Origin of the sequence: Streptomyces sp. NPDC060002 (genome assembly GCF_042737245.1) — a bacterium.
Lineage (GTDB): Bacteria > Actinomycetota > Actinomycetes > Streptomycetales > Streptomycetaceae > Streptomyces.
Window position 1 is genome coordinate 77,551 of sequence record NZ_JBHWUW010000010.1, and the last position, 25,864, is coordinate 103,414.

Annotated in this window: 24 protein-coding genes; 13 read left to right on the forward strand and 11 right to left on the reverse strand. The window is 71.8% G+C overall.

All coding sequences use genetic code 11. The annotated features are described in order from the left end of the window. Positions 1 to 1,155, reverse strand: a complete 1,155-nt coding sequence (locus ACFWBD_RS12355) for a cystathionine gamma-synthase (protein ID WP_385666119.1) — start codon at positions 1,153 to 1,155, stop codon at positions 1 to 3. A gap of 154 nt (positions 1,156 to 1,309) precedes the next feature. Between ACFWBD_RS12355 and ACFWBD_RS12360 the strand changes: the two genes are divergently transcribed. The 9 genes from ACFWBD_RS12360 (at position 1,310) to ACFWBD_RS12400 (ending at position 11,160) form a co-directional block, all read left to right on the forward strand. Next, positions 1,310 to 2,428: a hypothetical protein gene (locus ACFWBD_RS12360; RefSeq protein ID WP_385666121.1), complete on the forward strand. Its 1,119-nt coding sequence runs from the start codon at positions 1,310 to 1,312 to the stop codon at positions 2,426 to 2,428. 158 nt (positions 2,429 to 2,586) lie between these two features. Next, complete coding sequence (gene msrA / locus ACFWBD_RS12365; RefSeq protein WP_385666123.1) at positions 2,587 to 3,255, forward strand: peptide-methionine (S)-S-oxide reductase MsrA; 669 nt, start codon at positions 2,587 to 2,589, stop codon at positions 3,253 to 3,255. Between the two features lie 413 nt (positions 3,256 to 3,668). Further along, on the forward strand, positions 3,669 to 4,769 hold the full coding sequence (locus tag ACFWBD_RS12370) for an AI-2E family transporter (RefSeq protein WP_385666275.1): 1,101 nt from the start codon (positions 3,669 to 3,671) through the stop codon (positions 4,767 to 4,769). 240 nt (positions 4,770 to 5,009) lie between these two features. Further along, positions 5,010 to 5,705 carry a DUF4389 domain-containing protein gene (locus ACFWBD_RS12375; protein ID WP_385666125.1) on the forward strand — a complete coding sequence of 232 codons (696 nt, stop codon included), beginning with the start codon at positions 5,010 to 5,012 and terminating at the stop codon, positions 5,703 to 5,705. A gap of 113 nt (positions 5,706 to 5,818) precedes the next feature. After that, a complete protein-coding gene (locus tag ACFWBD_RS12380; protein WP_385666127.1) occupies positions 5,819 to 7,000 on the forward strand; it encodes a serine hydrolase domain-containing protein in 1,182 nt (393 codons plus the stop codon). 89 nt (positions 7,001 to 7,089) lie between these two features. Next, on the forward strand, positions 7,090 to 7,920 hold the full coding sequence (locus ACFWBD_RS12385; protein WP_385666129.1) for a hypothetical protein: 831 nt from the start codon (positions 7,090 to 7,092) through the stop codon (positions 7,918 to 7,920). A gap of 72 nt (positions 7,921 to 7,992) precedes the next feature. Further along, positions 7,993 to 9,069 (forward strand): ABC transporter substrate-binding protein, encoded by a 1,077-nt coding sequence (locus ACFWBD_RS12390; RefSeq protein WP_385666131.1) that lies wholly within the window; start codon positions 7,993 to 7,995, stop codon positions 9,067 to 9,069. A 7-nt stretch (positions 9,070 to 9,076) separates the two neighbouring features. Next, entirely contained in the window at positions 9,077 to 10,063 is a 987-nt protein-coding gene (locus ACFWBD_RS12395; protein WP_385666133.1) for a FecCD family ABC transporter permease, read from the forward strand. Then, positions 10,060 to 11,160, forward strand: coding sequence for a FecCD family ABC transporter permease (locus ACFWBD_RS12400; RefSeq protein WP_385666135.1), 1,101 nt, complete (start codon positions 10,060 to 10,062; stop codon positions 11,158 to 11,160). The genes ACFWBD_RS12395 and ACFWBD_RS12400 overlap by 4 nt, the downstream gene beginning before the upstream one ends. A 149-nt stretch (positions 11,161 to 11,309) precedes the next feature. Here the strand turns inward: ACFWBD_RS12400 and ACFWBD_RS12405 are convergent, their stop codons facing one another. Next, a complete protein-coding gene (locus ACFWBD_RS12405; RefSeq protein WP_385666137.1) occupies positions 11,310 to 12,350 on the reverse strand; it encodes an NAD(P)-dependent alcohol dehydrogenase in 1,041 nt (346 codons plus the stop codon). 172 nt (positions 12,351 to 12,522) lie between these two features. Here ACFWBD_RS12405 and ACFWBD_RS12410 point away from each other — a divergent pair, with 172 nt between their 5' ends. Next, positions 12,523 to 13,428: a helix-turn-helix domain-containing protein gene (locus tag ACFWBD_RS12410; protein ID WP_385666139.1), complete on the forward strand. Its 906-nt coding sequence runs from the start codon at positions 12,523 to 12,525 to the stop codon at positions 13,426 to 13,428. A gap of 33 nt (positions 13,429 to 13,461) precedes the next feature. Here ACFWBD_RS12410 and ACFWBD_RS12415 read toward each other — a convergent pair whose 3' ends face one another. The 5 genes from ACFWBD_RS12415 to ACFWBD_RS12435 all read right to left on the reverse strand — a co-directional run bounded on the left by ACFWBD_RS12415 (position 13,462) and on the right by ACFWBD_RS12435 (position 18,543). Beyond that, positions 13,462 to 14,253, reverse strand: coding sequence for a group II truncated hemoglobin (locus ACFWBD_RS12415; RefSeq protein ID WP_385666141.1), 792 nt, complete (start codon positions 14,251 to 14,253; stop codon positions 13,462 to 13,464). 90 nt (positions 14,254 to 14,343) lie between these two features. Beyond that, positions 14,344 to 15,030 (reverse strand): ABC transporter ATP-binding protein, encoded by a 687-nt coding sequence (locus ACFWBD_RS12420; protein WP_351758305.1) that lies wholly within the window; start codon positions 15,028 to 15,030, stop codon positions 14,344 to 14,346. Positions 15,031 to 15,076: 46 nt separating this feature from the next. Next, positions 15,077 to 16,567 carry an ABC transporter permease gene (locus ACFWBD_RS12425; RefSeq protein WP_385666143.1) on the reverse strand — a complete coding sequence of 497 codons (1,491 nt, stop codon included), beginning with the start codon at positions 16,565 to 16,567 and terminating at the stop codon, positions 15,077 to 15,079. A gap of 155 nt (positions 16,568 to 16,722) precedes the next feature. Continuing rightward, complete coding sequence (locus ACFWBD_RS12430) at positions 16,723 to 17,985, reverse strand: Ig-like domain-containing protein (RefSeq protein ID WP_385666145.1); 1,263 nt, start codon at positions 17,983 to 17,985, stop codon at positions 16,723 to 16,725. 201 nt (positions 17,986 to 18,186) lie between these two features. Continuing rightward, positions 18,187 to 18,543: a hypothetical protein gene (locus tag ACFWBD_RS12435; protein WP_385666147.1), complete on the reverse strand. Its 357-nt coding sequence runs from the start codon at positions 18,541 to 18,543 to the stop codon at positions 18,187 to 18,189. 109 nt (positions 18,544 to 18,652) lie between these two features. Between ACFWBD_RS12435 and ACFWBD_RS12440 the strand changes: the two genes are divergently transcribed. Then, positions 18,653 to 19,057, forward strand: coding sequence for an LPXTG cell wall anchor domain-containing protein (locus ACFWBD_RS12440; RefSeq protein WP_385666149.1), 405 nt, complete (start codon positions 18,653 to 18,655; stop codon positions 19,055 to 19,057). A gap of 42 nt (positions 19,058 to 19,099) precedes the next feature. Next, positions 19,100 to 19,882, forward strand: a complete 783-nt coding sequence (locus ACFWBD_RS12445) for a hypothetical protein (RefSeq protein ID WP_385666151.1) — start codon at positions 19,100 to 19,102, stop codon at positions 19,880 to 19,882. 99 nt (positions 19,883 to 19,981) lie between these two features. On the opposite strand, the gene hutH is transcribed toward ACFWBD_RS12445, so the two are convergent. The 3 genes from hutH to ACFWBD_RS12460 all read right to left on the reverse strand — a co-directional run bounded on the left by hutH (position 19,982) and on the right by ACFWBD_RS12460 (position 23,650). Then, entirely contained in the window at positions 19,982 to 21,520 is a 1,539-nt protein-coding gene (gene hutH / locus ACFWBD_RS12450; RefSeq protein WP_385666277.1) for a histidine ammonia-lyase, read from the reverse strand. A gap of 84 nt (positions 21,521 to 21,604) precedes the next feature. Beyond that, positions 21,605 to 22,747 carry a diguanylate cyclase domain-containing protein gene (locus ACFWBD_RS12455; RefSeq protein ID WP_385666153.1) on the reverse strand — a complete coding sequence of 381 codons (1,143 nt, stop codon included), beginning with the start codon at positions 22,745 to 22,747 and terminating at the stop codon, positions 21,605 to 21,607. A gap of 99 nt (positions 22,748 to 22,846) precedes the next feature. After that, entirely contained in the window at positions 22,847 to 23,650 is an 804-nt protein-coding gene (locus ACFWBD_RS12460) for an enoyl-CoA hydratase/isomerase family protein (protein ID WP_385666155.1), read from the reverse strand. A 246-nt stretch (positions 23,651 to 23,896) separates the two neighbouring features. Between ACFWBD_RS12460 and ACFWBD_RS12465 the strand changes: the two genes are divergently transcribed. After that, a complete protein-coding gene (locus ACFWBD_RS12465; RefSeq protein WP_385666157.1) occupies positions 23,897 to 24,592 on the forward strand; it encodes a hypothetical protein in 696 nt (231 codons plus the stop codon). Between the two features lie 12 nt (positions 24,593 to 24,604). Here ACFWBD_RS12465 and ACFWBD_RS12470 read toward each other — a convergent pair whose 3' ends face one another. Next, positions 24,605 to 25,756 (reverse strand): adenylate/guanylate cyclase domain-containing protein, encoded by a 1,152-nt coding sequence (locus tag ACFWBD_RS12470; protein WP_384124055.1) that lies wholly within the window; start codon positions 25,754 to 25,756, stop codon positions 24,605 to 24,607. Positions 25,757 to 25,864 lie beyond the last annotated feature (108 nt).

The window sequence follows — 25,864 nt, forward strand, 5'->3', positions numbered from 1 at the left end:
CTAGCCGAGAGCCTGCTGAAGGTCGGCGAGGAGGTCGTCGATGTTCTCGATGCCGACGGAGAGCCGGACGAGGTCGCCGGGGACCTCCAGCGCCGAGCCGACCACGGACGCGTGCGTCATGCGCCCCGGGTGCTCGATGAGGGACTCGACGCCGCCCAGCGACTCGCCGAGGGTGAACACCTTGGCCCGGTTGCACACCTCGACGGCGGCCTCCTCGCCCCCGGCGACCTGGAAGGAGACCATGCCGCCGAACGCCCGCATCTGCTTGGCCGCGATCTCGTGACCGGGGTGGTCCGGCAGCCCCGGGTACAGCACGTTCGTCACGCGCGCGTGCCGGGTCAGCATGTCGGCGACCTTGGTGGCGTTCTCGCTGTGCCGGTCCATGCGCACCGACAGCGTCTTGGCGCCGCGCAGCACCAGCCAGGAGTCGAAGGGCCCGGCGACCGCGCCCATCGCGTTCTGGTGGTAGGCCAGCTCCTCGCCCAGCTCCGCGTCGCCGGTGATCAGCGCGCCGCCGACGACGTCCGAGTGACCGCCCATGTACTTGGTCAGGGAGTGCACCACGACGTCAGCGCCGAGCGACAGCGGCTGCTGAAGGTACGGCGTGGCGAAGGTGTTGTCGACGACGAGACGGGCGCCCGCCTCACGGGCGATCTGGGCGACCGCGGCGATGTCGGTGATGCCGAGGAGCGGGTTGGACGGCGTCTCCACCCACACGGCCTTGGTCTTCGGGGTGATCGCGGCCCGCACGGCGGCGGCGTCACCGGTGTCGGCGACCGACCACTCCACACCCCAGCGGGCGACGACCTTCGCGAAGAGCCGGAACGTGCCGCCGTAGGCGTCGTTCGGGATCACCACGTGGTCCCCGGGACTGAGCAGCGTACGCAACAGGCAGTCCTCGGCCGCCAGTCCGGAAGCGAACGCGAGACCCCGGCGGCCGCCTTCGAGGGCGGCGAGGTTCTCCTCCAGGGCGGTCCTGGTCGGGTTGGCGCTGCGGCTGTACTCGTAGCCGCCGCGCAGCCCGCCGACGCCGTCCTGCTTGTAGGTCGAGACCTGGTAGATCGGCGGGACCACCGCGCCGGTGAGGGGATCGGCGGTGTTGCCCGCGTGGATCGCGAGGGTCTCGAAATGCTGACTGATGTGCCTGTCGCTCATGGGCACCGAGCGTAGTCCGCTCGCGGGCCTGCTGCGGGACGACGGCAGTGCGCGGGCACGGGCGGGGCGGCCCGCGGACGGCCTCCACGGACGTTTTTCCACAGGCGCGGGAGCGGGTTGGCCAATTGTCGGCGCGGTCTGGTTCGCTTGAGGCATGGAGATTCTGTTCGTCCTGATGGCACTGCTCATGGTCAGCTTCGTGCTGCTGCCGTTCCTGCGGCGCAGGCGCGGCATGATCGAGCAGGTCCCGGCGGGCCACCCGGACGCCGCGGACCCCGAGACCTACGGGTTCGTGCGCACGGAGGAACTGGACATCCGCATGCCCGGCCCCGACCAGGACCTGCTGGACGTCCTGGACGTGGTGCAGCACACACAGGACTACCGGGCCGCGCAGCAGCTGCTGGCCGGCACGGAGACGGGGGGCGAGCTGCGCTGGCAGCGCGTGCAGGCCTTCGCGGGCGCGGCGGCACTGGAGCTCCAGCAGCGGCCGGGCGGGGTCAGCGAGACGCCCGGCGGGCAGTGGCTGCGGGTGTGGCGCACGGAGGCGCCGAAGGACGCGGGCGGCGCTGCGGTGCACGCCGAGTTCCTGGTGCAGCAGGCGTGGCGGACGTCGACACGGGGCACGGACGACTTCCGGATCATCATGGAGGAGGCGAAGGACGCCTGCGGTCAGGCGGCGTTGCTCTCCCCCGGTGACCCGATCCCGTACATCGTCGAGTTGTCGGTGGCCCGCGGTCTTCAGTACGCGCAGAAGGAGTTCGAACAGCTCTGGCTGAAGATCCTGGACCGCGCCCCGGCGCATATGGGGGCGCATCTGGCGGCCCTGCACTACTGGTGCGAGAAGTGGCACGGCTCGCGCGAACTGGCGAACTCGTTCGCGGAGGCGGCGGCCGCACGAGCCCCCCAGGGTTCCCTCCTCGCGGCCATGCCTCTGTTCGCGGTCTTCGAGCACCTCCCCGAGGTGAACCTGGTCAGCGGCTTCTACGAGAGCGAGGTCGTGACGAGGGCGATGCACGGCGCGCTGTTCGCGGTGCACGCGGCCCGTCCCGACGACCCGATGCTGGCGCACGTCCGCCACCTGCTGATCTTCTTCCTGGTGCGCGCCGAGCGCTGGTCCGAGGCGATGAACCAGCTCATACACGTGGACGGCCATGTGGGCGCCCTCCCGTGGACCCTCTCCCCCGACCCGGCCGGTGAGTTCGCGGTCTACCGGGCGCTGGCGGTGGCGGGCTACGAGGCGAACGGCGGCAGCCCGGCGACACTGCCGCACTGACCGCCCCCGGGCCCTTCCGCGGTGACCGGGCCCTTCCGCGGTGACCGGGCCGGCCCTCCAGGAACCCACGGCGAGGAGCTGCGGCGGGCGGCCGGAATCCGCGGGGCGGTGTGCACGTTGCCCCGCACGGACCCTCAGCGCCCCCTCCTGGAGACCGCATGTTCCCGCACAGCCGCACGCCGCGACTCCCGACGCCCGAACAGGCTCTGCAAGGCCGTCCGGCGCCGTTCTACTCCGTCCTCGACCGCCACGTCGTCCTCGGCAACCCGCTCCTCGGCCCCTACCCCGAGGGTCTCGAGGTCGCCGACTTCGGTCTGGGCTGCTTCTGGGGCGCGGAGCGCACGTTCTGGCAACTCCCGGCCGGTGTGTGGACGACCGTGGTCGGCTACCAGGGCGGCCACACCGAGCACCCCACCTACGAGGAGGTCTGCTCGGGCCTGACCGCCCACACGGAGGTCGTCCGCGTGGTCTTCGACCCGGCGGTGATCTCCTACGAACGCCTGCTGAAGACGTTCTGGGAGTCGCACGACCCCACCCAGGGCTTCCGCCAGGGCAACGACGTCGGCACCCAGTACCGCTCCGCGATCTACACCCACTCCCCGGCCCAGGCAAGAACAGCCGGGTCCTCCCGCACGTCCTACCAACAGGCCCTCACCGCCTCGGGCCACGCCTCGATCACCACAGGAATCCTCCCGGCCCCGGACCACCCCTTCTACGCAGCGGAGACCCACCACCAGCAGTACCTGGCCAAAAACCCGGGCGGCTACTGCGGGGTGGGCGGGACGGGGGTCTCCTGCCCGATCGGCGTGGTCAGGGCGGATGGCTGAGGCGCTGTCGCCGGGAGCCACGGCGACCCTGCGTACGCTGCCGGCCGACTCGGATCCGGTGCGCGGGGCGAGGGGACATGGGATTCTCCGTAACTGACTTCGCTGGATCGGGCCGGCGCGCCTCGACCGCGCCACTGCACCGATGCTCGCCGCGCCGGGCCCTGCCGGACATGGGCGCACCTGCTCAACTCGGCCTGGGTACGCCCCTGTGAGTTGAGCCGGGCGTTGCTCTCCGCGCGGCGGGGGAGGCGAAGCCCGCCGATTGCGCGCAGCCCTCGCTCTCCCTCTCCCCCGGGCCGGCGGCCAGGGGCTCTTCCCTCACCCGGGGTCTCACGTGATCGGGGGTGTACACCCTGTGAGCAGCGATGCCGGTATGACTTGAGTACCCATAGGGTGCATCCGTGACTGCCACGTTGAGTTCCACTAAAGCCCGCGCCGCGCTCCGCACTTCGGCGCGTGCCTCCGCGGAGCTGCTGCTCATATTCCTGATGCTCGCGGTGACTTTGTGGATCCTGGGCCGGATGTGGTCGGTCGTCTGGCCGCTCGTGGTCGGCCTGCTTCTGACCACACTGACCTGGCCACCGACCCGTTTCCTGCGTCGTCGCGGGTGGAAACCCGCCCTCGCCGCATCGGTCGTGACGGTGCTGTTCCTCTTGATCGCCCTGGGCGTCGTGGCGCTGATCGCGGTACCGGTGGCATCCCAGTCCGGCGAGCTGACCGACGGCGTGGTCGAAGGCGTCCAGAAGTTGCGCGAGTGGGCCGCCGGGCCGCCGTTGAACATCGGTGACGCGCAGATCAACAAGGCCTTCGACACCGCGGTCTCCCGCGCGCAGGACGGCCTCGGCAGCATGGTCGGCACTGTCGTCACGGGCGTGAGCACGGTCGTGAACGGCCTGGTCACTGCCGTCCTGGCCCTCTTCCTGATGTTCTTCTTCCTCAAGGACGGCCCGCGGTTCCTGCCGTGGCTCGCGCGTCAGCTGCCCGGTCGGCTCGCCACCGACGTCCCGGTCGTGGCCGAGCGTGGCTGGGACACCCTGGGAGCGTTCGTGCGTTCCCAGGCGGTTGTCGGCCTGCTCGACGCCGTACTGATCGGCCTGGGCCTGTGGGTGCTGGGAGTCCCGCTCGTGCTCCCGCTGGCGGTGCTGACCTTCGTCACCGCGTTCGTGCCGATCATCGGGGCCCTGTTCGCCGGTCTCGTCGCGGTCCTTATCGCGCTGGTCTCCAACGGCCTGACGGACGCCCTGATCGTGCTGGCCATCATCGTCGTGGTGCAGCAGCTCGAGGGCAACGTGTTCCAGCCCATGATCCAAAGTCGTGGGCTCGGCCTCCACGCGGCGGTGGTCCTGCTGGCGGTGACGTTGGGCGGCAGTCTGGCCGGCATCGTGGGCAGTCTGCTCGCGGTACCGATCGCCGCGCTGATCGCGGTGGTCTGGAACTACGTGCGCGAGCAGCTCCGAGAACGGTCCTCTCCGGGGACCGACGGGTCGGACGCCGGCGCCGCCGTCCCGTCCTGAAGCTCCCTCTCTGCGCAAGCGCCGGATCTGCGGCTGTGTCGCGGGCCGACCTGCGGCTGTGTCGCAGGCAGGCATCCGTGCGCCGATGCCTGCGCCCGCCTGCGCCTGCGCCTGCGCCCACCTACGCCTGCGCACGGGACTCGGGACCGGGCGGGATCGGGCGAGCGGGAAAGCCCCGGTCGCGGCCCCTCCTGCCGTGTGCGAGCCTGGGATCGTGATCAAGGAACGGAGCTGGTCCCCATGATTCCGGTCGCCGAGTCTCCTGTGCGGATCGAGGCGTTTCTCGATCCTCGGTTGTCCAGATGGATGTGGCTGGTGAAGTGGTTCCTCGCCATCCCGCACTACATCGTGCTGTTCTTCCTGTGGATCGCGTTCTCCTTCGTGACCTTCGTCGCGTTCTTCGCGATCCTGTTCACGGGCCGATACCCCCGGTCGCTCTTCGACTTCAACGTCGGCGTGATGCGCTGGAACTGGCGTGTCGCCTACTACGCCCACGCCGCGCTCGGCACCGACCGGTACCCCCCGTTCACCCTCGCCGAGGTGGCCGACTACCCGGCGCACTTCGACGTCGTCCATCCCGAGCGTCTGTCGCGCGGCCTGGTGCTGGTGAAGTGGTGGCTGCTGGCCATCCCGCAGTACATCGTCGTGGGGATGTTCGTCGGCGACTGGGGCTGGGGCTGGGGAGGGGCGGACCGTTGGCACGGCGGCGGGCTCGTCTACTTCCTCTCCTTCGTCGCCGTGATCATCCTGGCGTTCACCGGCCGTTACCCGGTGCACCTTTTCGACTTCCTGCTCGGGCTGGCCCGTTGGGTCGCGCGGGTGGCCGCCTATGCGGCGCTGATGACCGATACGTACCCGCCGTTCCGTCTGGACATGGGCGCGCAGGACTCCCCGCCGACTCAGACGCGGGCCCCGGCGGGCGGTTCCGGACCGTAGCGCCTTGCGGGTGACCGGTTCGGCGCTGGAATGCGGTTGCCGGCGCTGGAATTCGGTTGCCGGCGCTGGAATTCGGTTGCCTCCGGTAGTCCGGTGGGGGCTCAATGGCGGGCATGGCTGACATTCAGGGCTCGTACGACGATCTGTTCACCGCCGTGCCCACGGCGCTGGCCGGGCTGCTGGACAGCGGGGACGTCGGCGGCTCGGTGGCCGTCTTCGTGGACGGCGAGCCGGTGGTGGACGTCTGGGGCGGATTCGCCGACGCGGCGCGCGGGGTCCCCTGGCAGCGGGACACGATCGTCAACGTCTGGTCCGTCACGAAGACGATGACGGCGCTGTGCGCGCTGGTTCTGGCCGACCGGGGCGAGCTCGATCCGGACGCGCCCGTCGCCCGGTACTGGCCGGAGTTCGCCGTGGCGGGCAAGGAGTCGGTGCTGGTCCGGCACGTGCTCTCGCACACCGCCGGCCTGCCCGACTGGGACGGCCCGGTGTCGGAAATCTACGACTGGCCGGCCGCGACGGCCCGGCTGGCGGCGCAGGCGCCGCAGTGGGAGCCGGGCAGCGCGGCCGGGTACCACTCGCTCACCCAGGGGTTCCTCGTGGGCGAGGTCGTGCGCCGGATCACCGGCCGGAGCCCAGGTGAGTTCTTCGCCGACGAGATCGCCGGACCGCTGGGCGCGGACTTCCGGATGGGGCTGCCGGCCGAACACGATCACCGGGTGGCGCTCACGGTCCCACCGCCGTCCCGGGACGAGGACTACACCGCGGGCGCGGCCCACAGCGTCGCGGACCGGCCCGCGACGAACCCGGCCCCCGCGGCCCCGACCCCCTCGACCGCGGCCCCTGCGTCCCCCTCGACTCCGGTCACCCCGACCGCGATCCGGCTCCGCGACGGCAACAGCGTGGCCTGGCGCCGGGCGCAGATCCCGGCGGCGAGCGGCTTCGGCAACGCCCGCTCGGTCGCCCTCGTCCAGTCGGCGATGGCCTGCGGGGGTTCGGTGCGCGGGGTGCGGCTGCTGTCGCAGACGGGCTGTGACCGGGCCTGGGAGGAGCAGTTCAGCGGCGAGGACCTCAGGCTGGGGATGCCGATCAGCTGGGGTCTGGGCTACGGGCGGTTCGGCGGCACCTACGGGTGGGGCGGTTGGGGCGGCTCGACGGTCATGATCGAGCCCGAGGCCCGCATGGTGGTGGCCTACGTGACCAATCAGATGCGCGAACCGGCGAAGGACACCCGGGGACTGGACATCGTGATGGCCGCCTACGACGGTCTCAAGGGGCTCCAGGCCGACGGCTGAAGCGCGAACCGGCCGACCGGCCGAACCGACCGGCCGCCGTTCGTGAGTTACTGGCCCGAGTCGTCCATGAACCCAGGGGGGAAGTGCGCGTGAGCAGCGGCACGAAGAGCGGTGGTGGCCGGGTGTTCCTGATCGGTGGCGGGTGGGAGGAGACGGTCGCCGACGTCGTCCACGGGCCGTTTCTGCGCGCCGCCCGCGCCGTGTCGGGGGCGGCGGGGGCGGCGGGAGCCGGCTCCGGGTCGGCGCCCCGCATCCTCTGTGTGATCGTCGACGAGGGCGACGGAGCCGAGCAGTTCGCCCGGTACGACGTCGCGTTGCGCAGGGCCGGGGACTGTACGCCCGTACCGTCGCTGGTGCCGATCGGGGAGCGGTTCGAGGTCGGCGCGGTCACCGAGGACGTGGCCGGGGTGTTCGTCTGCGGTGGGCTGACGCCCGCGTACCAGGAGGCGCTGGCCGAGGCCTCCGGACCGCTGGCCTCGTTGCTCGCCGAGCGCGGACTTCCCTACGCCGGGTTCTCCGCGGGGGCCGCGCTCGCGGCGCGGGACGCGGTGGTCGGGGGGTGGCTGGTGGACGGTGTCGCCGTATGTCCGCCGGACACCGCCGAGGATCTCGAGGAGATCGAGGTCCGGACCGGGCTGGGGCTCGTGCCGTTCGGGGTGGAGAACCATGCCGCGCAGTGGGGGACGTTGGGGCGGTTGACCGCCGTCGTCGCGGGCGGACGGCTCGCGCACGGGGTGGCCATCGACGAGAACACGCTGGTCGAGGTCAAGGGCGAGGGCGGCGAAGGCCGAGCGTGGGTGGCCGGGCGCGGGCGGGCCCATTCCGTGCGTCCCGCTCCGGGCGGCGGAGTCCTCGTACGGTCCTACGGCGACGGCGAGTCGTTCCCCGTGTCCGTGTCCGTGTCCGTGTCCGTGTCCTGAACGCCGAACGCCATCCCACTCGGGACCAGCTAAGGTAAGCCTCGCCTTAGTAGTGGTGATCGGAGCAGTGCTGTGCGTACGTCGAAGTGCAAGTCCGCCCCGGGCGCGTCCCTCGCGTCCCTCGTGTCCGTCGTGTCCGTCGTCGGAGGGCTGCTCGTCGGATGCTCGGCCGCCGCTGACAACGATGCCAAGTCCTCCAAGACCGAAGGCGAGCGCAACCTCGTCGCCGGGGCGTCGGCGGGTCCCGCCGCCGCCCCCAGCACCCTCGCCGACGGCATGGGCGCCGACACCGACACCGACGGAGCGTTCCCGCGCACGGTCGAACACTTCCAGGGCACCACCACCGTCGAGGCGCGGCCGAAGAAGATCGCCGTGCTCAGCACGGGGCAGCTCGACGACCTGCTCAGCCTCGGTGTCGTCCCCACCGTCTCCACCCGTGCCGACAACGCCGGCCTGGTCCCGGACTACCTGACGGACGCCTTCCCGCAGTACAGCGCGAAGCTCGCGGCGATGACCGACGCGGGCACCCGTCAGGCACCCAACCTGGAGTCCCTCGCGGCCGCGAAGCCCGACCTGATCCTGGTCAACGACTCGCTGGGCGACCTCTACCCCAAGCTGTCCAAGATCGCGCCGACCGTGGTCACGGCCGGACAGGGCATCAACTGGAAGCGTGATCTGCTGCTCGTCGGCGAGGCGATCGGCAAGGGGCGGGCCGCGCGGAAGCTGCTCGACGGGATCGTCGGCGACGCGCGGACCGAGGGGGACGCCGTCACGGGCGACCCGACCGTCTCCATGGTGCGTTTCACCCCGGACCGCACCCGCATGTTCGGCGTGTCCTCCTTCACCGGGTCCATCGCCGTCGACATGGGGCTCTCCCGGCCCAAGTCGCAGCGGTTCAACGCCATCTCGGAGGACATCAGCGCCGAGAAGATCGACACCGCGGACGGTGACTGGATCTTCTACTCGGTCCAGGGGGACGCGAGCAGTACGGATGCCGCGAGCACGGTGGCCGGGCCGCTGTGGAAGGGGATGGGCGCCGTCAGGGCCGGGCACGCCGTGCAGGTCGACGACGATCCGTGGTACCTCAACGCCGGTCCGACCGCCGCCCGCCTGGTGGTCACCGAGCTCGCCGACCACCTCGGCAGGTAACCCTCTCGTGAAACACCTCGCCTGGCCGGCGGCCGCCCTTCTGGTAGCCGCCGCGGCCGTGCTCAGCCTCGCCGTCGGCACCCGCGCGGTGCCGCCGTCCGCCGTACTCGACGCCCTGCTGCACGGCGGGAGTTCACCGGACGCCCTCGTCGTACGGTCGCTGCGGCTGCCGCGTACGGAGATCGGGCTGTCGGCGGGGGCCGCGCTCGGTCTCGCCGGGGCGGCCCTCCAGGCGGTCACCCGCAATCCGCTCGCCGACCCCGGCATCCTCGGCCTCAGCCAGGGCGCCTCGGCCGGGGTCGTCCTCGCCGTCTCGCTCGGCCTCGCCGACGGCTTCTCCGGGTACGTCCGGTACGCCTTCGCCGGCGCCGTCGCCGCCGCGTGCCTGGTGTACGCCATCGCCGCCCGCGGCCGGGGCGGGGCCTCCCCGGTGAAGCTGGCGCTGGCCGGTACCGCCCTGTCCGCCATGACCGCCGGCGCCACGACCGTCGTCCTGACGTCGAGTTCGGCGACCCTCGACCAGTTCCGGTTCTGGCAGGTGGGCGCGTTGAGCGGACGCGACGCCGACACCGTCGTACGGATGCTGCCGTTCCTGGCGGTGGGCGCGGCGCTCGTGCTCGCGTGCGCGCGGGGCCTCGACGCGCTGGCCCTCGGCGACGAGACGGCTCGGGCGCTGGGGCATCGGGTGCACACGGTACGGGTGTGCGCGGCGCTGGGGGCGACCCTGCTGACCGCTTCCGCGGTGGCCGCGGCGGGGCCGGTCGCCTTCGTGGGTCTGGCCGTTCCGCATCTCGCCCGCCGGATCGCGCGCGCTGCCGCGCATCGGCTCGTGCTGCCGCTGTCCGCGCTGCTGGGCGCGGCGTTGCTGCTGCTCGCGGATGTGGCGGGACGCGTGGTCCGGGCTCCCGCGGAGGTGCCGGCCGGGGTGATGACGGCGTTGGTGGGGGTGCCGGTGCTGGTGGTGCTGGTGCGACGGAAGGGGGCGGCGACATGACCCCCGAGGCGACGGACAGACACCTCGGGTCGGCGGCCGCGAAGACCGGGGCACCGCCCGCGCGTCCGGCAGGTTCCGCGGTTCTGCGCCCCCACCCCCGGATCTCCCTCCTCCTGCACCGCCGCTCGGCCTGCGTCGCCGCGGCCCTCGTGCTGCTCCTCGCGGCCGTCATGCTCGCCTCCGCCTGCCTCGGCCAGACCTACGTCCCGCCGGCCGAGGTGTGGCGCACCCTGCGCGGTGACGCCGGTCCCTACGATCTGGTCGTGGGCGAGCTCCGGGTCCCGCGTATCGCCCTCGGCGCCCTCGTCGGCGCCGCCCTCGGGCTGTCCGGGGCGCTCGTGCAGACGGTCACCCGCAACCCGCTGGCCAGTCCGGACGTGATCGGGGTGGGCCACGGCGCCGCAGCCGCGACCGTCCTCGCCCTCGCCACCGGAGCGGTCGCCTCGCCCGGCGCGATGCCCGCGGTGTCCGTCGCGGGCGGTCTCGCGGCCGCGGCCCTCGTCTACCTGCTCGCCTGGCGCCGCGGGATGCAGCCGAACCGCTTCGTGCTCACCGGCGTCGGCATCGGCGTCGCGCTGTCCGCGGTCGTCCAGCTGTACCTCACCGACAGCGAACTGGAGGCCGCCGAGCAGGTGAAGCTGTGGCTCACCGGCAGCCTGAACGGCCGCGGCCGGGAGCAGGCGGGGCCGCTGGCCGCCGTGCTCCTGCTCGCGCTGCCCGCGCTGGTGTGGGCGAGCCGGGCCGCCCGTCCGCTCGGCCTCGGCACGGACACCGCGGCCGCGCTCGGCGTACGGGTGGGCCGGGCGCGGCTCGGTCTGACCGTCCTCGGAGTCGTGCTCGCGGCCACCGCGACGGGCGCGGCGGGACCGATCGGCTTCGTCGCCCTCACCGCGCCCCAACTGGCCCGCCGCCTCACGCGGACGCCCCAACTTCCCCTAATGGTTGCCGCATTGACCGGCGCGGTGATCCTGGTCGGCGCGGACCTGGCCGCCCGCACACTGCTGCCGCCGCTGGAGATCCCGGTCGGCGCGCTGACCGCGCTGGTGGGCGGCCCGTATCTCCTGTGGCTGCTGGGGAGGGGCCGAAGGGACGCCTGAGGCGCCCGTCGCCCGGCCCCCGTCGGGCGACGAGGAAGGGCCCCCGGCGAGGCGCCGGGGCCCCCACGCACGGTCGGGAAGCCGCACGGACCGCCACGAGGCCGCGAGGTCCGTCACGAGGTCCGCGAGGTGAACCGTCACGAGGTGCGTCAGATCGTCGACGTGTCGATCACGAACCGGTAGCGGACGTCGCTGGCGAGCACCCGCTCGTACGCCTCGTTGATCTGGTCGGCGCTGATCAGCTCGATCTCGGCGCCCAAGCCGTGCTCGGCGCAGAAGTCCAGCATCTCCTGGGTCTCCTGGATGCCGCCGATGCCGGAGCCGGCGAGGGTCTTGCGGCCGCCGATCACCGAGAACAGGTTGAGCGCGACGGGCTCCTCGGGCGCGCCCACGTTCACGAAGGCGCCGTCGGTCTTCAGCAGGGACAGGTACGTGTCCAGGTTCAGCGGGGCCGAGACCGTCGAGAGGATGAGGTCGAAGGTGCCGCGCAGCTCCTCGAAGGTCTTCTGGTCGCTGGTGGCGTAGTAGTGGTCGGCGCCCAGCTTCAGACCGTCGTCCTTCTTGCGCAGCGACTGGGACAGGACGGTCACCTCGGCGCCGAGGGCGTGCGCTATCTTGACGCCCATGTGGCCGAGGCCGCCCATGCCGAGGATCGCGACCTTCTTGCCGGGGCCGGCGTTCCAGTGCTTCAGCGGGGAGTACGTGGTGATGCCGGCGCAGAGCAGCGGCGCGGCGACGTCGAGCGAGAGGCCCTCGGGGATGCGGACGACGTAGTTCTCGTCGACGACGATCTTCTGCGCGTAGCCGCCGTAGGTGGGCTCACCGTCCTTGCCGACGGCGTTGTACGTGCCGACACTGCCGCCGGTGCAGTACTGCTCCAGGCCGGCCTCGCAGTTGTCGCACTCACGGCAGGAGTCGACGAGACAGCCGACGCCCACGCGGTCGCCGACGGCGAACCTGGTGACACCGGGGCCGACCTCGGAGACGACGCCCGCGATCTCGTGACCGGGCACCATCGGGAAGATCGCCTCGCCCCAGCCCTCCCGGGCCTGGTGGATGTCCGAGTGACAGATTCCGGCGAACTCGATGTCGATCAGTACGTCGAACTCGCGCACCGGGCGGCGTTCGATCGTCGTGCGCTCCAGCGGAGCCTTGGCGGACGGTGCGGCGTACGCGGCAACGGTGGTCATGCCTGGGATCTCCTTGGGGGGGTCGTGTTTCCGGCCTGCCTTCGGGCCGGGTACGACGTCAAGCCTGCCCCATCTCACAAGAATCACCCAGGTCACGCCTCTGCGTACGTCTGCTGTGCCTACCACTGGCGGGGTCAGGCTGGTGTGCGTACGACCGGGAATACTGGACGGCATGGACGAACGCCCCGAACGCCCCGGCGCCTCCCTGGACCGGCGTGCCGAGCTCAGCGAGTTCCTGCGCACCCGGCGGGCCAGGCTGAAGCCGGAGGACGTGGGACTGCCGGACTTCGGGCGGCACCGCAGGGTGCCGGGGCTGCGGCGCGAGGAGCTGGCACAGCTGGCCGGCGTGTCGGTGGCCTACTACACGCGCCTGGAGCAGGGCAACGGGCGGAACGTGTCGGCGGAGGTGCTGGACTCCATCGCCAGGGCGCTGCGGCTCTCCGACGCCGAGCACGCGCATCTCACCCACCTGGCAAAGCCGAAGCACAAGAAGAAGCAGACCGCGCCGCCCCAGCAGGTGCGGGGCCCGCTGCGGCAGCTGCTGGACACGATGGACTCCGTGCCGGCGTACCTCATCGGGCGGCGCACCGAGATCCTGGGCTGGAACCGGATGGCGGCGGCGGTCTTCGGCGACTGGGCGGAGCTGGCGGTGGCGGAGCGCAACTGGGCCCGGCTGGTCTTCCTGCGCCCGGACTACCGGGACCTCTTCGTGGACTGGGAGCAGAAGGCGATCGACATCGTCTGCGCCCTGCGCATGGACGCGGGCTGCTACCCGGACGACCCGCGGCTCTCCGCGCTGGTGGGCCAGCTGTCGGTGAAGAGCGAGGACTTCCGGCGGCTGTGGGCGACCCACGACGTCAAGGAGAAGAGCCACGGCGTGAAGCTGCTGAGGCATCCGCTGGTCGGCGAACTCTCCCTGAACTTCGAGGGGTTCAGGCTGATGGGCGACGGCGAACAGACGATGGTGACGTACCACGCGGATCCGGGGTCGGCCTCGGCGGAGGCGCTGCGGCTGCTGGCGAGCTGGGGCGCGGACGCGACACGGGCGGGGGCCGGCTCCCAGACTCCGTCCGCCTGAGATCCGCCCCTGCCCCCTCCCCCTTCGGGACCGTCAGCCCTGGTACGGCGGAGCCGCGCCCCATCCCCACTGCGGCACCGGCTGCTCGGCCGGCGGCTTGGCGTCCGGGCCGGAGAAGTGGACGGCGAGCCGCGTGCCCCACTCCACGTAGGCGAGGAACGCCGAACGGAACTCGGCGTCGGTCGGCAGACCCGCCTCGTCGGCGGCGTCCTGGATGAGCTCGACCCAGCGCCGGCGCTGGGGCTCGGTGATGTCCCGGCCGAAGTGCTTGGCCACCATGTGGCTGTGGCCGCCCTGCGTCGCCGAGTAGCTCGCCGGCCCGCCGAAGACCTCCGCGAGCCAGAGGGCGACGTGCTCGGCGTGCTCGGGGGCGAGGCCCGCGAACACCGGCGCGAGCAGGTCGTCCTGGAGCACCTTGGCGTAGAAGACCTCGGTGAGCCGGGCGAAGGCCTCCGCCCCGCCCGCCCACGCGTACAGCGTGGGCACGGCGGAGCCCGTCCCGCGCACCGAGGTGGCCTTGTAGTGCCGCATCTCGTCGATGTGCCCGATGTACGGGCGGATCTCCGCGAGGAAGACGGGGAACAGGTCCGAGGTGCGGAAGCCCTCGAGGTGGTCCTCGGTCGAGGACCAGGTGATCCGCAGGATGAAGTGCCCGAAGTCCTCTTCGCAGCGGGCGAGTTCGTAGTCGACGCAGTGCGGGGAGGACGCGAGCTCACGCGCGGCTCGGGTGTACGCGGCCAGGAACTCCGCGGACCGCTCCTCGGGGATCCGGTACCGGATGTACTCGACCGTGGTGCGGGGCGTGGCTGTCTCGGGTGCCGTCATGGGGCCACGCAAGCACGAACGGCCCGCCGGAGGCTCGTCTTCCGGCGGGCGTTCGCTCAGCGCTCAGCGATTCGGCGCGCCGCGCCCGCGTCAGGCCGACGCCGCGTTCTCCTTCACCGTGATCTTTCCCTTGCGGATCGTGGCGACGCGCGGGGCCTTCTTCGCGATCGAGGAGTCGTGGGTGACCATGATGAAGGTCAGCCCGTGCTCCTTCCACATGGTGTGCAGCACGTCCATGATCTCGTCGCGCATGCTCTCGTCGAGGTTGCCGGTGGGCTCGTCGGCGAGCAGCACCTTCGGCTGCTTCACCAGCGCGCGGGCGATCGCGACGCGCTGCTGCTGGCCGCCGGACATCTCGGACGGCAGGTGCCCGAGGCGCTCGCCCAGGCCCACGGACCGCAGCGCCTCGGCGGCCCGCTCGCGCCGCTCCTTGACCTTCACGCCGAGCGGGACGAGCGCGGTCTCGACGTTCTCCTGCGCGTTGAGCGTCGGGATGAGGTTGAAGGACTGGAAGACGAAGCCGATGTTCTCGCTGCGCACCTTCGTCAGCCTGGCCTCGGAGAGCTTGGCCAGGTCGACGCCGTCGAGGACGATCTCGCCCTCGGACGGCCGGTCGAGCGCGCCGATCATCTGCAGCAGCGTGGACTTGCCGCCGCCGGTGGGGCCCTGGATGACGAGCCGGTCGCCGTCCGGGATGGTCAGGTCGACCCCGGCGAGGGCGTGGACCGTCTCCTTGCCCCGGGTGTAGCGCTTGGTGACGCCTCTGAGTTCGTACATGGGGACAACAACTCCTGGTGTGCGTATGGGGGTGGGGGCGGTTCGGCTACTCGACGCGGCGCAGCGCGTCGGCCGGGCGCAGCCGCGAGGCGCGCCAGCCGCCGAACGCCCCGGCGATCAGACCGCCGGCCACGGCGAGACCCACCGCGACGGCCACCGTCGTGACGCTCACCGGCGCCGTCAGCGCCACGTCGAGGGTCTTGGCCGCCGCCTGGCGACCGCCACCGCCGAAGCCGCCGCCACCACCGCCGGGACCACCCTGGCCCCCGCCGCCGCCACTGCCGCCGCCCAACTGGGCCTGGAGCGTGGGGCTGATCGCGGTCACGGCGTACGCGCCGGCCAGGCCCAGCCCGATGCCGAGGGCACCGCCCAGCAGACCGTTGACCATGGCCTCGCCGACGACCTGCCGGGTGACCCGGCCGGACTTCCAGCCCAGCGCCTTCAGCGTGCCGAACTCACGGACGCGGCGGGAGACCGCCGAGGAGGTGAGCAGACCGGCGACCAGGAAGGCGGCGATCAGGACCGCGATGGACAGCCACTTGCCGACGTTGGTGGCGAGCGAGGAGGCCGTGGAGAGGGAGCCGGAGACGGTGTCCGCGAGGTCGGCGGAGGTCGTCACCGTAGTGCCGGAGACGTTCTTCTGGATCGTCGACTTGACGCTGTCGATCTTCTGGGAGTCGGTCGCCTTGACGTAGATCGTGGTGACCTTGTCCTTCGAGTCGCTGAGGGTCTGGGCCTGGGTCAGCGGAAGGTAGACGTTGGCCGCGGCGTCACCGCTGTCGGCCGTGGCGATGCCGATCACCGAGAACTTGACCTTGCTGATGGTCAGCGTGGAACCGACCTTGAGCGACTTCTCCTTGGCGTACGCCGAGTCGAGGACGGCGACCTTGCCGTTGTTCTCCGTGGTCTTGAAGGTACGGCCGCTGGTGATCGTCGAGGAGGTCAGCGGGCCGAGCGCGGGCTCGGTGACGTCGGTGCCGTAGACGGAGTAGCTGTTGACGTCGAAGTTGGCTCCGCCGCCCTGCACCTCACCCTGCGGCTGGCCGGTGCCGCCGCCGTTGCCGCCGGCGCCGCCGCCCTGCTGGCCGCCCCCGCCGCCCGCGTTGTCGTTCTGCTGGAACTGGCCGCGGGTGAACTGGCCGTCGACCTTGAGGACCTGCAGGCTCAGTCCGCCGACCGCGTCGGAGACACCGCCCTGCTTGCCGACCTTGGTGACGGTCGCGGTCGACAGGGTCTGGAAACCCTGCACCATGACGCGGTCGGTGCTCTGCTCCGCGTCGGAGTCGTCGTCCTGTGCGTCGAACTGGAAGCGCGGCCGGTCCGAGGCGCTCGCGGTGGGCGAGGCGGCCTTGGTGACCGTCATGTCCGTACCCAGTCCGTACAGGGACTGGAGGACCTTGTCCTGGGCCTTCCCCATCCCGGAGGACACGGAGGTGACCACGATGACCAGCGCGATGCCCAGCGCGAGCCCGGAGGCGACGACGAGGGCCGCTTTTCTACGGCGGCGCAGTTCGCGCCTCAGGTAGGTGAAGAACATGGCCGCACGGTAGGTACCGCGCGTGATGAAGGGATAAGGCCGAAATAAGAGAACGATGAGAAGGCTGTGATCAACCCCGGAAACACCGGTGCCGCCCCTGGGGGCGGCACCGGAAAGCTGTGGGTCGACTGTCGAACCGACCGTCAGGAACTACCTCAGACGGCCGAACCCGCCTTCCACTGCGCCCAGTCCATGTTCCAGCCGTTGAGGCCGTTGTCCGGGGACACGGTCTTGTCGCCGGTGTTCTGGACCACCACGACGTCGCCCACGATGGAGTGGGTGAAGAACCAGTAGCCCGCCGTGCCCGTGTCGTTGGCGCCCTTGGTGTCGGACAGACCCACGCAGCCGTGGCTGGTGTTCACCGAGCCGAAGACGGACTTCGCGCCCCAGTAGTTGCCGTGCACGAAGGTGCCGGAGTTGGTGAGGCGGATGGCGTGCGGGACGTCCTTGATGTCGTACTCGCCCTTGCCGTCGTCATCGGTGAAGCCCACGGTCGCGCCGTTCATGCGCGTCTCCTTGAACATCTCCGACATCACCATCTGGCCCTCGTACGTCTTGTTGTCGGGCGAGCCGGCCGAGATCGGGATGGTCTTGATGACCGCGCCGTTGTGCGTGATCTTCATCTGCTTGGTCTTCGCGTCGACGTACGAGACCTGGTTGCGGCCGACCTTGAAGGTGACCGTCTTCTGCTGGACCCCGATGACACCGTCGGCGCCCTCCACCCCGTCGAGCGCGAGCTTCAGCGTGACGGTGGAGTTCTCCTTCCAGTAGTCCTCGGGACGGCAGTCCATGCGCTGGGTGGAGAACCAGTGGCAGACGACCTCCTGACCGCTGGTGGAGGTGACCGTGACGCCCTTCTGGACGGCCGCCTTGTTGGTGATCTCCTTGTTGAAGTTGATCGACACGGGCATGCCCACGCCGACGGTCGAGCCGTCGTCCGGCGTGAAGTTGCCTATGAAGCTGTTGTCGGGGGAGACCGTGGTGAAGGAGGCGTTCTCGTGCGCCACGAGGCCGCCCGAGTCCTTCGCCTCGGCCGCCACCTTGTAGGTGGTGGAGCGCTCGAGCTGCGCGTTCGGCTTCCAGCTGGTCTTGTCGGCGGAGAGCGCGCCCTCGACGGCCGTGCCGTCGGAGGTGGTCATCGTCACCGCCGTGAGCGTGCCCTTGCTCACCGTGACGGCCGCCGAGTTGTTGATGGAGGCGTTGTCCGAACCGTCCGCGGGCGTGATCTTGATCTGGGCCTCGGAGGACTTCTTGGCCGCCGCCTCGTCGGCCTTGGCCTGCGAGGAGCTGCCTCCGCCGTCGGAGGCGTCACTGTCGCCGCCGGAACACGCAGAGAGCACCAGAACACCGCCGAGCAGTGCGGACGCGGCCCTCAGACCCCGGCGCCGCCTACTGTCCGTCATCACACGCTTCTCCATCGTTGCCGATTACCAGAACCCAGAGAGTCCCCGTCAAGAACATCAACGCTACGACCGGTTCCTCCCGTTCCACATTCCCGAAGGTGTGGGGCACGCCACGTTCATGGCGCGGCCGGTGCGGGTGTCGGTTCGTGCGTCTGCTGAGACGACGAAACCCCGGTCGGCGGTTGCCGTCCGGGGTTCACGAGTTTCCCGGAACGCTCAGCCGATGCCGCCCTTTTCGCCGTCCGCCCCGTCATCCTCGTCGACATCATCCTCGTCGAGGTCCCACTCCGGCGAATCCGGGTCGTAGTCGATCCGTTCGCTGGACCAGGAGGCCTGTTGGAGCTCCACTCCGGGCACCTCACCGACCAGGTCGAACGGGTCGACGAGATAGGCGAGGGCCTCCGCGGTGTCTTCCGTCACAGCGCCCTCGGCGTGCGCGCGCTCGGCGTCCGGGAGCTCCGCGTCGTCGGCGATCCGCCGCAGTGCCGCCGTCGTCACGGCGTCCTCGTCGTGCACCTCGAGGAGAATATCTACTCTAATCCGAACAAAACGTGATGTCTCTTCAGTGCTCATGGCCGGAGCGTACGGCTCACAGCTCCCGCAACTTTCCCGCGACCCGCGACTTTCATTAGCATCGGACCACACGGCCAATTCGCCAGCGCCACAAGGGGATAGATATTCCGTGTCATCCGCTCGACGTCCGTTGCTGACCGCCACCGCCGCGGGGGCCCTGTTGGGCGCCCTGTGGTTCGTCCCGTCCGCGAACGCTTCCCAGGACACTCCGGCCAGAACGGGCACGACGACGCAGATCACGACCCAGGCACGGGCCGCGTCGACGACCACGACAGACACCACCGCCGACACCGGCGCCGACGGCACGACCGGGACGGCGGCCAGGACCACGACCGGGACGACGACCGACACGACGGCCGAGACGACGGCCGACATCACGGCCGACGACGGCACCCGGCTCGCCGACACCGGCAGTTTCGACACGACCCCTTACGTCGTCGGCGGAACCACGCTTCTCGCGCTGGGCGCGGGCTTCGTGGTTTATTCCGTTCGCCGGGAACGTCTGGGTTTTTGAATTAACTTGACTGTTCCTTGACAGGCTCTTCATAGTTCGCTCATGAAGAGATCACCGGGGGCACGGCTGTGCGCCACCGCCGCCATAGGCGCGCTGTCGCTCTCCCTCCTCACCGCATGTTCGGACGAGGGGTCGAAGGACTCCGCGGACTCCAAGGCCTCCTCGTCCGCCGGCTCCTCCTCGTCCGCTCCGGCCGCGAAGGCGCTCACCACCGCCGAACTGGAGAAGCTGCTGCTCGCGCAGGGCGAACTCAAGGGCTACAAGTCCGACTCGGGCGACGACACCCTGCCGACCTCCAAGTCCCAGGTGAAGACCGACAAGCCGGCCTGCGACCCGCTCGCCTGGGCCACGGCCGGTCTCGCCCCGGGCGACACGGACGCGAACGCCAGCAACTCGGTCTCGGAGGACAAGGCGTCGTCCGCCACCGTCCAGCCCGAGGACATCGCGGACGCCTTCGACGTCGACATGACGTTCGTGGGTCTGTCCTCCTACGAGGGCGACGGCGCCGAGAAGGCACTGAAGGCCGTATCCGACGGTGTGACGGCCTGTGCCGGCGGCTACGGCCTGGCGGCCGACGGTGAGAACACCAAGGTCACCAAGGTCGCCGCGGAGAAGGGCGCCGCGCAGGGCGACGAGGTGGTGGCGTTCACCGAGGACGTCGACATGGACGGCGCGGGCACGGCCGCCTTCCACACGACCGTGGTGCGCAAGGGCAACACCGTCGCCACGTTCTACACGGTGAACTTCGCCGCGATGACGAAGGGCGGCGACATGGGCGCCATCCCGGCGGCCGTGGTCGACGCGCAGGTCGCCAAGCTGAAGTGACCGAAGCAGCCGGAGCAGCTGAGCGACTGAAGTAGCCCGCCGACGCGTGCGGCGCACAGGGGCCCTGCCGTCACATCCGTGCGGCGGGGCCCCACCGCTCTACCGCAGCGGTCCGGTGACCGTCTCCACCGCGGCGACGAGCAGTCCGCCGCGCACGAAGGCGTCCGCCGCCGCGAGGTCGGGCGCGAGGAACCGGTCCGGGCCGGGCCCCTGCACGCCCGCCTTGCGTACCGCCTCGATGACCGCACGCGTCGCCGGCGCCGGGGTGAGCCCCTCCCGCAGCTCCACCCCGCGCGTGGCGGCGTACAGCTCGACGGCGATCACCCGCGTGAGGTTGTCGACGGCGGTGCGCAGCTTGCGGGCCGCGGACCAGCCCATCGACACATGGTCCTCCTGCATCGCGGAGGACGGGATCGAGTCGGCGGACGCCGGTACGGCCAGCCGCTTCAACTCGCTGACCAGCGCGGCCTGCGTGTACTGGGCGATCATCAGCCCGGAGTCGACCCCGGCGTCGTCCGCGAGGAACGGCGGGAGGCCGTGGCTGCGGTTCTTGTCCAGCAGCCGGTCGGTGCGCCGCTCGGCGATGGAGGCGAGGTCGGCGACGGCGATGGCGAGGAAGTCCAGGACGTAGGCGACCGGCGCGCCGTGGAAGTTGCCGTTGGACTCGACCCGCCCGTCGGGCAGCACCACCGGGTTGTCGACGGCCGAGGCCAGCTCCCGCTCCGCGACGAGCCGGGCGTGCGCCATGGTGTCGCGGCCGGCGCCGGCGACCTGCGGGGCACAGCGCACCGAGTAGGCGTCCTGGACCCGGGGCGCGTCGTCCTGGTGGTGGCCGGTGAGTTCCGAACCCGCCAGCACGGCCAGCATGTTGGCGGCCGAGGCGCCCTGCCCCGGGTGCGGGCGGATGGCGTGCAGTTCGGGGGCGAGCACCTTGTCGGTGCCGAGCAGCGCCTCCAGGCTGAGCGCGGCCGTGACGTCGGCGGACTTGTAGAGCATGTCGAGGTCGGCGAGGGCCATGACCAGCATGCCGAGCATCCCGTCGGTGCCGTTGAGGAGCGCCAGGCCCTCCTTCTCGCGCAGTTCGACGGGGGCGATGCCGTGCTCGGCGAGCAGCTCTCCGGCGGGCCGTACGGCGCCGTCCGGGCCCTCCGCGTCGCCCTCCCCCATGAGGGTGAGGGCGCAGTGCGAGAGCGGGGCGAGGTCGCCGGAGCAGCCGAGGGAGCCGAACTCGTGCACGACCGGGGTGATGCCGGCGTTGAGGATGTCGGCCATGGTCTGCGCGACAGCGGGCCGGACGCCGGTGCGCCCGGAGCAGACGGTCTTCAGCCGCAGGAACATCAGCGCCCGGACGACCTCGCGTTCGACCCGCGGGCCCATTCCGGCGGCGTGCGAGCGGACGATGTTGCGCTGGAGCCGGGCGCGCAGCTCCGGGCTGATGTGCCGGGTGGCGAGGGCGCCGAACCCGGTGGAGACGCCGTAGACGGGCTCGGGCTTGGCCGCCAGCGCGTCCACGATCTCGCGGGCCGCGGCCAGGGCCGCCACCGCCTCCCCGGAGAGCTCGATCCGGGCGCCGTCGCGCGCCACGGCGAGCACGTCGGACGCGGTCACGCCGGACGTCCCCACCACCACAGTGTGCATATCCATATTCAGGAGCGTACGCAGTGAAGACCGGGATGTCACCAGTGGGTACCGGGTTCACCCCTTACCGAACGGGTCACACCCTCAACGCCGCCCCCTGAACCGTCGCCGCTCGGCGGTCCGCCCGTGGGACGGCTCGTCGGCGAGGCGCACGACGGGATCGTCGGGGCCCGCGCGCCCGGCGACCACCGGCCGGGCGGCCCGTACGGCCTTGGCCCGGTACTGGGCGGCGTCGGCCAGCCGGAACAGCCTGCGGGCGGAGGACACCGGCCCGATGGGGTCCTCGGTGGAGGCGACCCCGCAGGCCACCCCCTCGCCGAGCTCCAGCTCACCGGCCCGCCGGCAGAGTTCGTCGGCGACCTTGACGACATCGTCGGCGAGCGACCCGACGGCCAGCAGACAGAACTCGTCGCCGCCGAGCCGGGCGGCCAGCGCGCCGGGCAGCATGGCCCCGCACAGCGACAGCACCGACCCGAACCGCTCCAGCAGCCGGTCCCCGACAGCGTGCCCGAGGGTGTCGTTGACCCGCTTCAGCCCGTTGAGGTCGCACACGACGAGACTGACGACGATTCCCTCCGCACGATGCCGCTCGACCGCCTCCTCCAGCCGTACGTCGACGGCACGGCGGTTGGCCAGACCGGTGAGGGCGTCGGTGAAGGCGAGCCGGCGGGCCTCCTCCAGCCGCTCGGTCTGGGCGAGCCCGGCGGCGACGACGGCGGCGAGGACGGTGGCGAAGTCGGCGTCGGCCCGGTCGAAGACGGGAGTGCCCACGGAGCGGGCGACGTACAGCTCGCCCCACGCGCGACCGTGCAGCACGATCGGCGCGACCACACAGGAACCGCGGCCCCGGCGGCGCAGGGCGGCGACCCGCTGGTGGCAGTAGCCGGGGCGACCGGCGGCGGGCCCCTGGGCCGTCTCCACCCAGGCGTCGGGCTCACCGCCGGCCACCCAGCGCTCGTGCAGGAACTCCGTGATCTCGGGGAACTGGTGCACCGGATAGGCCTCGCCGTCCGGGAACTCGTCCTCGTCGGCGGCCCGGTCCCCCACGTTCACCAGGACGCGCAGCCGCCCGAGGTCCCGCTCCCACACCGAGAGCGCGGCGAAGCCTGCGGACAGCGCCCGGCAGGCCCCGAGGGCCGCCGCCCGCCACGTCTCGCGGGGGGTGTGCGCGGCCGCCATCCCCTGCGCGAGCGCCACCACGGCCACCAGGCGTCTGTCGTCACCCATCTCCCCAGGCTAGGGACATTCAGCCAGAAAGGGGACACCGAAGCGCCACTGAGAGTGATGAGCGCACCTCCGGTCGCGTGTCGCCCGACCGCCGCTCCCTCACTCGCCCGGCCACTGCGGCTTCCGCTTCTCGTTGAAGGCCGCCACCCCCTCCGCCCGGTCCCCGGAGAAGGCGACCGACCGCCACGCCGCGTCCTCGACCTCGAGCCCGGCCCGCAGTTCCAGCCCCTGCCCCAGGCGCAGCGCCCGCTTCGCCGCCCGCAGCCCGACCGGCGAGTTGCCGCCGATCCGCCCGGCCAGCGCCAGCGCCTCCTCCCGGTCCCGCCCGTCCTCCACCAGGACGTCCACCAGACCCAGCTCCCGCGCCTCGGCCGCCGCCACCCGGCGCGCCGTGAACACCAGCTCGGCCGCCCGGGCCGCCCCCACCCGGCGCGGCAGCAGCTGGGTCCCGCCGCCGCCGGGGATCACGCCCACCGACACCTCCGGCAGCCCGACCACGGCCGTACCGTCGGCCACGATCACGTCGCACGCCAGCGCCAGTTCGTAGCCGCCGCCCAGCGCGAAGCCGTGCACCGCCGCGACCGAGGGCACCGGCAGTTCCAGCACCCCCGTGTAAGCGGCGCGGGTCAGCGGCCGCTGCCGCAGCAGTTCGGCGTCGCTGAAGGAGTTCCGCTCCTTCAGGTCGGCGCCGACGCAGAACGCCCGCTCGTGCGTCGAGGTCAGCACCACCACCCGCACGTCGCGGTCCCCGCCCAGCGCCGCGCACGCCCCGGCGATCGACCGGGCCATGTCGGTGGAGACGGCGTTCATGGCCTTCGGCCGGTCGAGGACCAGCTCGGCGACGTGCCCGCCGTCCCCGTGCCGCCGCACCAGGACGAACTCCCCGAACCGCTCCTCGCTCATGACACCGCTCCCGACACCGCTCACGACACCCTCCGGTTAACGCGGGTTAACAACGCTCGTCCGATCATCGCAGCCGGGGCCGGGAGGCGAAAGAGCGGACCGGCCTCGCGCACCACCCCGTATTGCGGCCCTGCCGACCCGTTCGAGTGACATGCCGCCCAACTCCGCCCGCATCACTCACGGCAGCGCATACCGTGCGTCCGCCCCGGCGCATCGGGGGCGCTACCGCATCGGGGAGGGAACGCGATGACGAGCATGCCGGTGAGCACATGGACCGGGCAGTACGAGACGGCTCCGCAGGACGAGGCGGCGTCCGGGGAGACCGGCGGGCTGTGGGCCCCGCGCCCCCGGGGCCGGCACCGCCGCCCCCGCCCCCGCAAGGTGCTGTTCGCCGCCGGCGGTCTCGCGCTGGCCGCCGGGGTGCTGAGCCTCGTCCGGCTGACCCCCGACCCAGGCGGCGCCGGTGGCCTCGGCACCGCGGAGGCCGAACCGCGACCCGAACCCGTCGCGGGCACTACGGAGACCGACACCGACAGCGACACCGACAGCGGGGCCGGCAGCGATGCCGGCCGCTCGGCCGGCCCGTCCGCCACCGTGGCGCCCTCTCCGACCGCGCCCAGCGCGATGGGCGGAGCGAGCACCGCCCCCGCGCCCGCGCCCGCGGCCAGCCTGGTCCCGGGCGTGCCCGGCGCACCGACGTCCGTCGCCCTCACCCCGGGCGCCACCTACACCCCGGCCGCGCCCGCGCCCCGCGCCCCGGCGCCCGAGGCGACCACCGCCCCGCGGCCCACATCGCCCCCGAGGACCCCGGCCCCCGCCCCGACCACGGCCGCCCCCGCGCCCCAGCCGGAGCAGCCCGCCGATCCACGTCAGCCGGGCGTCTGCGTTCCCGTCATCGGTCTGTGCGTGGACCCGCTCGGTGCCGCCGTACCGGGGCTCTAGAGCGGGCAGGCTCTAGCCGTCGACGTCGTTGCGTCGTGTCAGCAGCCAGGGCTCGACCACGCCGAGACCGCGCACCGGCCGCTGCCACATGGGCTGGAGCGCGAAGCGGTACTTCGGCGGCTCCTCGCCCTCCTTCTCGGCGGCGGCCGCCTCCTCCGCCGCCTCGGCCTCGGAGGCCGGGGCGTCGCCGGTGCGGATCAGCTCCTCGGCGAAGGCGCTGTCGACGAGGACGGCGTCCCGGGGAGCTATCGACGTCAGCCGTGAGGCCAGGTTGACCGTCGTGCCGAAGACATCGCCCATCCGGGTGGTGACCGTGCCGAACGCCATGCCGACCCGCAGTTCGGGCATCGTCTCGTCGTTGCTCATCGTCTCGACGAGCAGCAGCGCGATGTCGGCGGCGATGCCCGCGTCGTCGGCCGCGTACAGCACCTCGTCGCCGAGCGTCTTGATCAGCCGTCCGCCGCGGGCGGCGACCAGGTCGGCGGCGGTCGTCTCGAAGGCCTCGACGAGTTCGCCGAGTTCCTCCTCCTCCATCCGCCGGGTCAGCCGGGTGAAGCCGACGAGGTCCGCGAAGGCGACGGCCAGCCGCCGGTCGACCATCTCCTCGTCGTCGGCGGCCTGGACGACCCGGCCCGCCGAGGCGGCGAGCTGCCGGCGCCAGACGTAGACGAGGAACTCCTCCAGTTCGGGCAGCAGCAGCTCGACGATGGGATACGTGACCTCGGTGCGGGTCATCCCCGGCTCGGGCGGCTCGGTCAGCCCCTCCAGGAAGGAGTCGATCTGCCATTCCGCCAGACGGGCGGTGGTCTGTCCGGTGGACCGCGCCACCTGCACGGCCATCGCCTCGCTCAGCAGCCCCGCCTCCACGAGACCGGCCAGGCGCCGCAGGGCGAGGACGTCGGCCTCGGTGAGCGCCCTGGCCTGCCCGATGTCGGCGAAGCCCATGGCCCGCCAGAAACGCGACGCCAGCTCCATGGAGACACCGGCGCTGCGGGCGGCCTGGAACGGGGTGTAGCGCCGCTCGGCGCCGAGGATGAGCTGCTCGAGGCGCAGGGCGAGAGGATGCGGGTCCTCACCGGGGTCGCCCGGCTCACCGGGTTCGGCGGCCGGCAGGTTTCCCCGGCCGTCCGCACCCGCGCCGGAGCCCGTGTCGTCGACGGTCACGCCTGCTGCCCTTCCGATCTTCCGCGGTCAGGTATCGACCGGCCTCAACTCTACGGCAGGTGTGCGCCAGCTCACTCCGTCCGGTTCGGCGGGGACCCGCTGCCCGGC

Coding starts and splice junctions, on each gene's coding strand:
- ACFWBD_RS12355 (WP_385666119.1), bottom strand. CDS start 1,155: ATGAGCGACAGGCACATCAGTCAGCATTTCGAGACCCTCGCGATCCAC.
- ACFWBD_RS12360 (WP_385666121.1), top strand. CDS start 1,310: ATGGAGATTCTGTTCGTCCTGATGGCACTGCTCATGGTCAGCTTCGTG.
- msrA (WP_385666123.1), top strand. CDS start 2,587: ATGTTCCCGCACAGCCGCACGCCGCGACTCCCGACGCCCGAACAGGCT.
- ACFWBD_RS12375 (WP_385666125.1), top strand. CDS start 5,010: ATGATTCCGGTCGCCGAGTCTCCTGTGCGGATCGAGGCGTTTCTCGAT.
- ACFWBD_RS12380 (WP_385666127.1), top strand. CDS start 5,819: ATGGCTGACATTCAGGGCTCGTACGACGATCTGTTCACCGCCGTGCCC.
- ACFWBD_RS12400 (WP_385666135.1), top strand. CDS start 10,060: ATGACCCCCGAGGCGACGGACAGACACCTCGGGTCGGCGGCCGCGAAG.
- ACFWBD_RS12405 (WP_385666137.1), bottom strand. CDS start 12,350: ATGACCACCGTTGCCGCGTACGCCGCACCGTCCGCCAAGGCTCCGCTG.
- ACFWBD_RS12410 (WP_385666139.1), top strand. CDS start 12,523: ATGGACGAACGCCCCGAACGCCCCGGCGCCTCCCTGGACCGGCGTGCC.
- ACFWBD_RS12415 (WP_385666141.1), bottom strand. CDS start 14,253: ATGACGGCACCCGAGACAGCCACGCCCCGCACCACGGTCGAGTACATC.
- ACFWBD_RS12420 (WP_351758305.1), bottom strand. CDS start 15,030: ATGTACGAACTCAGAGGCGTCACCAAGCGCTACACCCGGGGCAAGGAG.
- ACFWBD_RS12425 (WP_385666143.1), bottom strand. CDS start 16,567: ATGTTCTTCACCTACCTGAGGCGCGAACTGCGCCGCCGTAGAAAAGCG.
- ACFWBD_RS12430 (WP_385666145.1), bottom strand. CDS start 17,985: ATGGAGAAGCGTGTGATGACGGACAGTAGGCGGCGCCGGGGTCTGAGG.
- ACFWBD_RS12435 (WP_385666147.1), bottom strand. CDS start 18,543: ATGAGCACTGAAGAGACATCACGTTTTGTTCGGATTAGAGTAGATATT.
- ACFWBD_RS12445 (WP_385666151.1), top strand. CDS start 19,100: ATGAAGAGATCACCGGGGGCACGGCTGTGCGCCACCGCCGCCATAGGC.
- hutH (WP_385666277.1), bottom strand. CDS start 21,520: ATGCACACTGTGGTGGTGGGGACGTCCGGCGTGACCGCGTCCGACGTG.
- ACFWBD_RS12455 (WP_385666153.1), bottom strand. CDS start 22,747: ATGGGTGACGACAGACGCCTGGTGGCCGTGGTGGCGCTCGCGCAGGGG.
- ACFWBD_RS12460 (WP_385666155.1), bottom strand. CDS start 23,650: ATGAGCGAGGAGCGGTTCGGGGAGTTCGTCCTGGTGCGGCGGCACGGG.
- ACFWBD_RS12465 (WP_385666157.1), top strand. CDS start 23,897: ATGACGAGCATGCCGGTGAGCACATGGACCGGGCAGTACGAGACGGCT.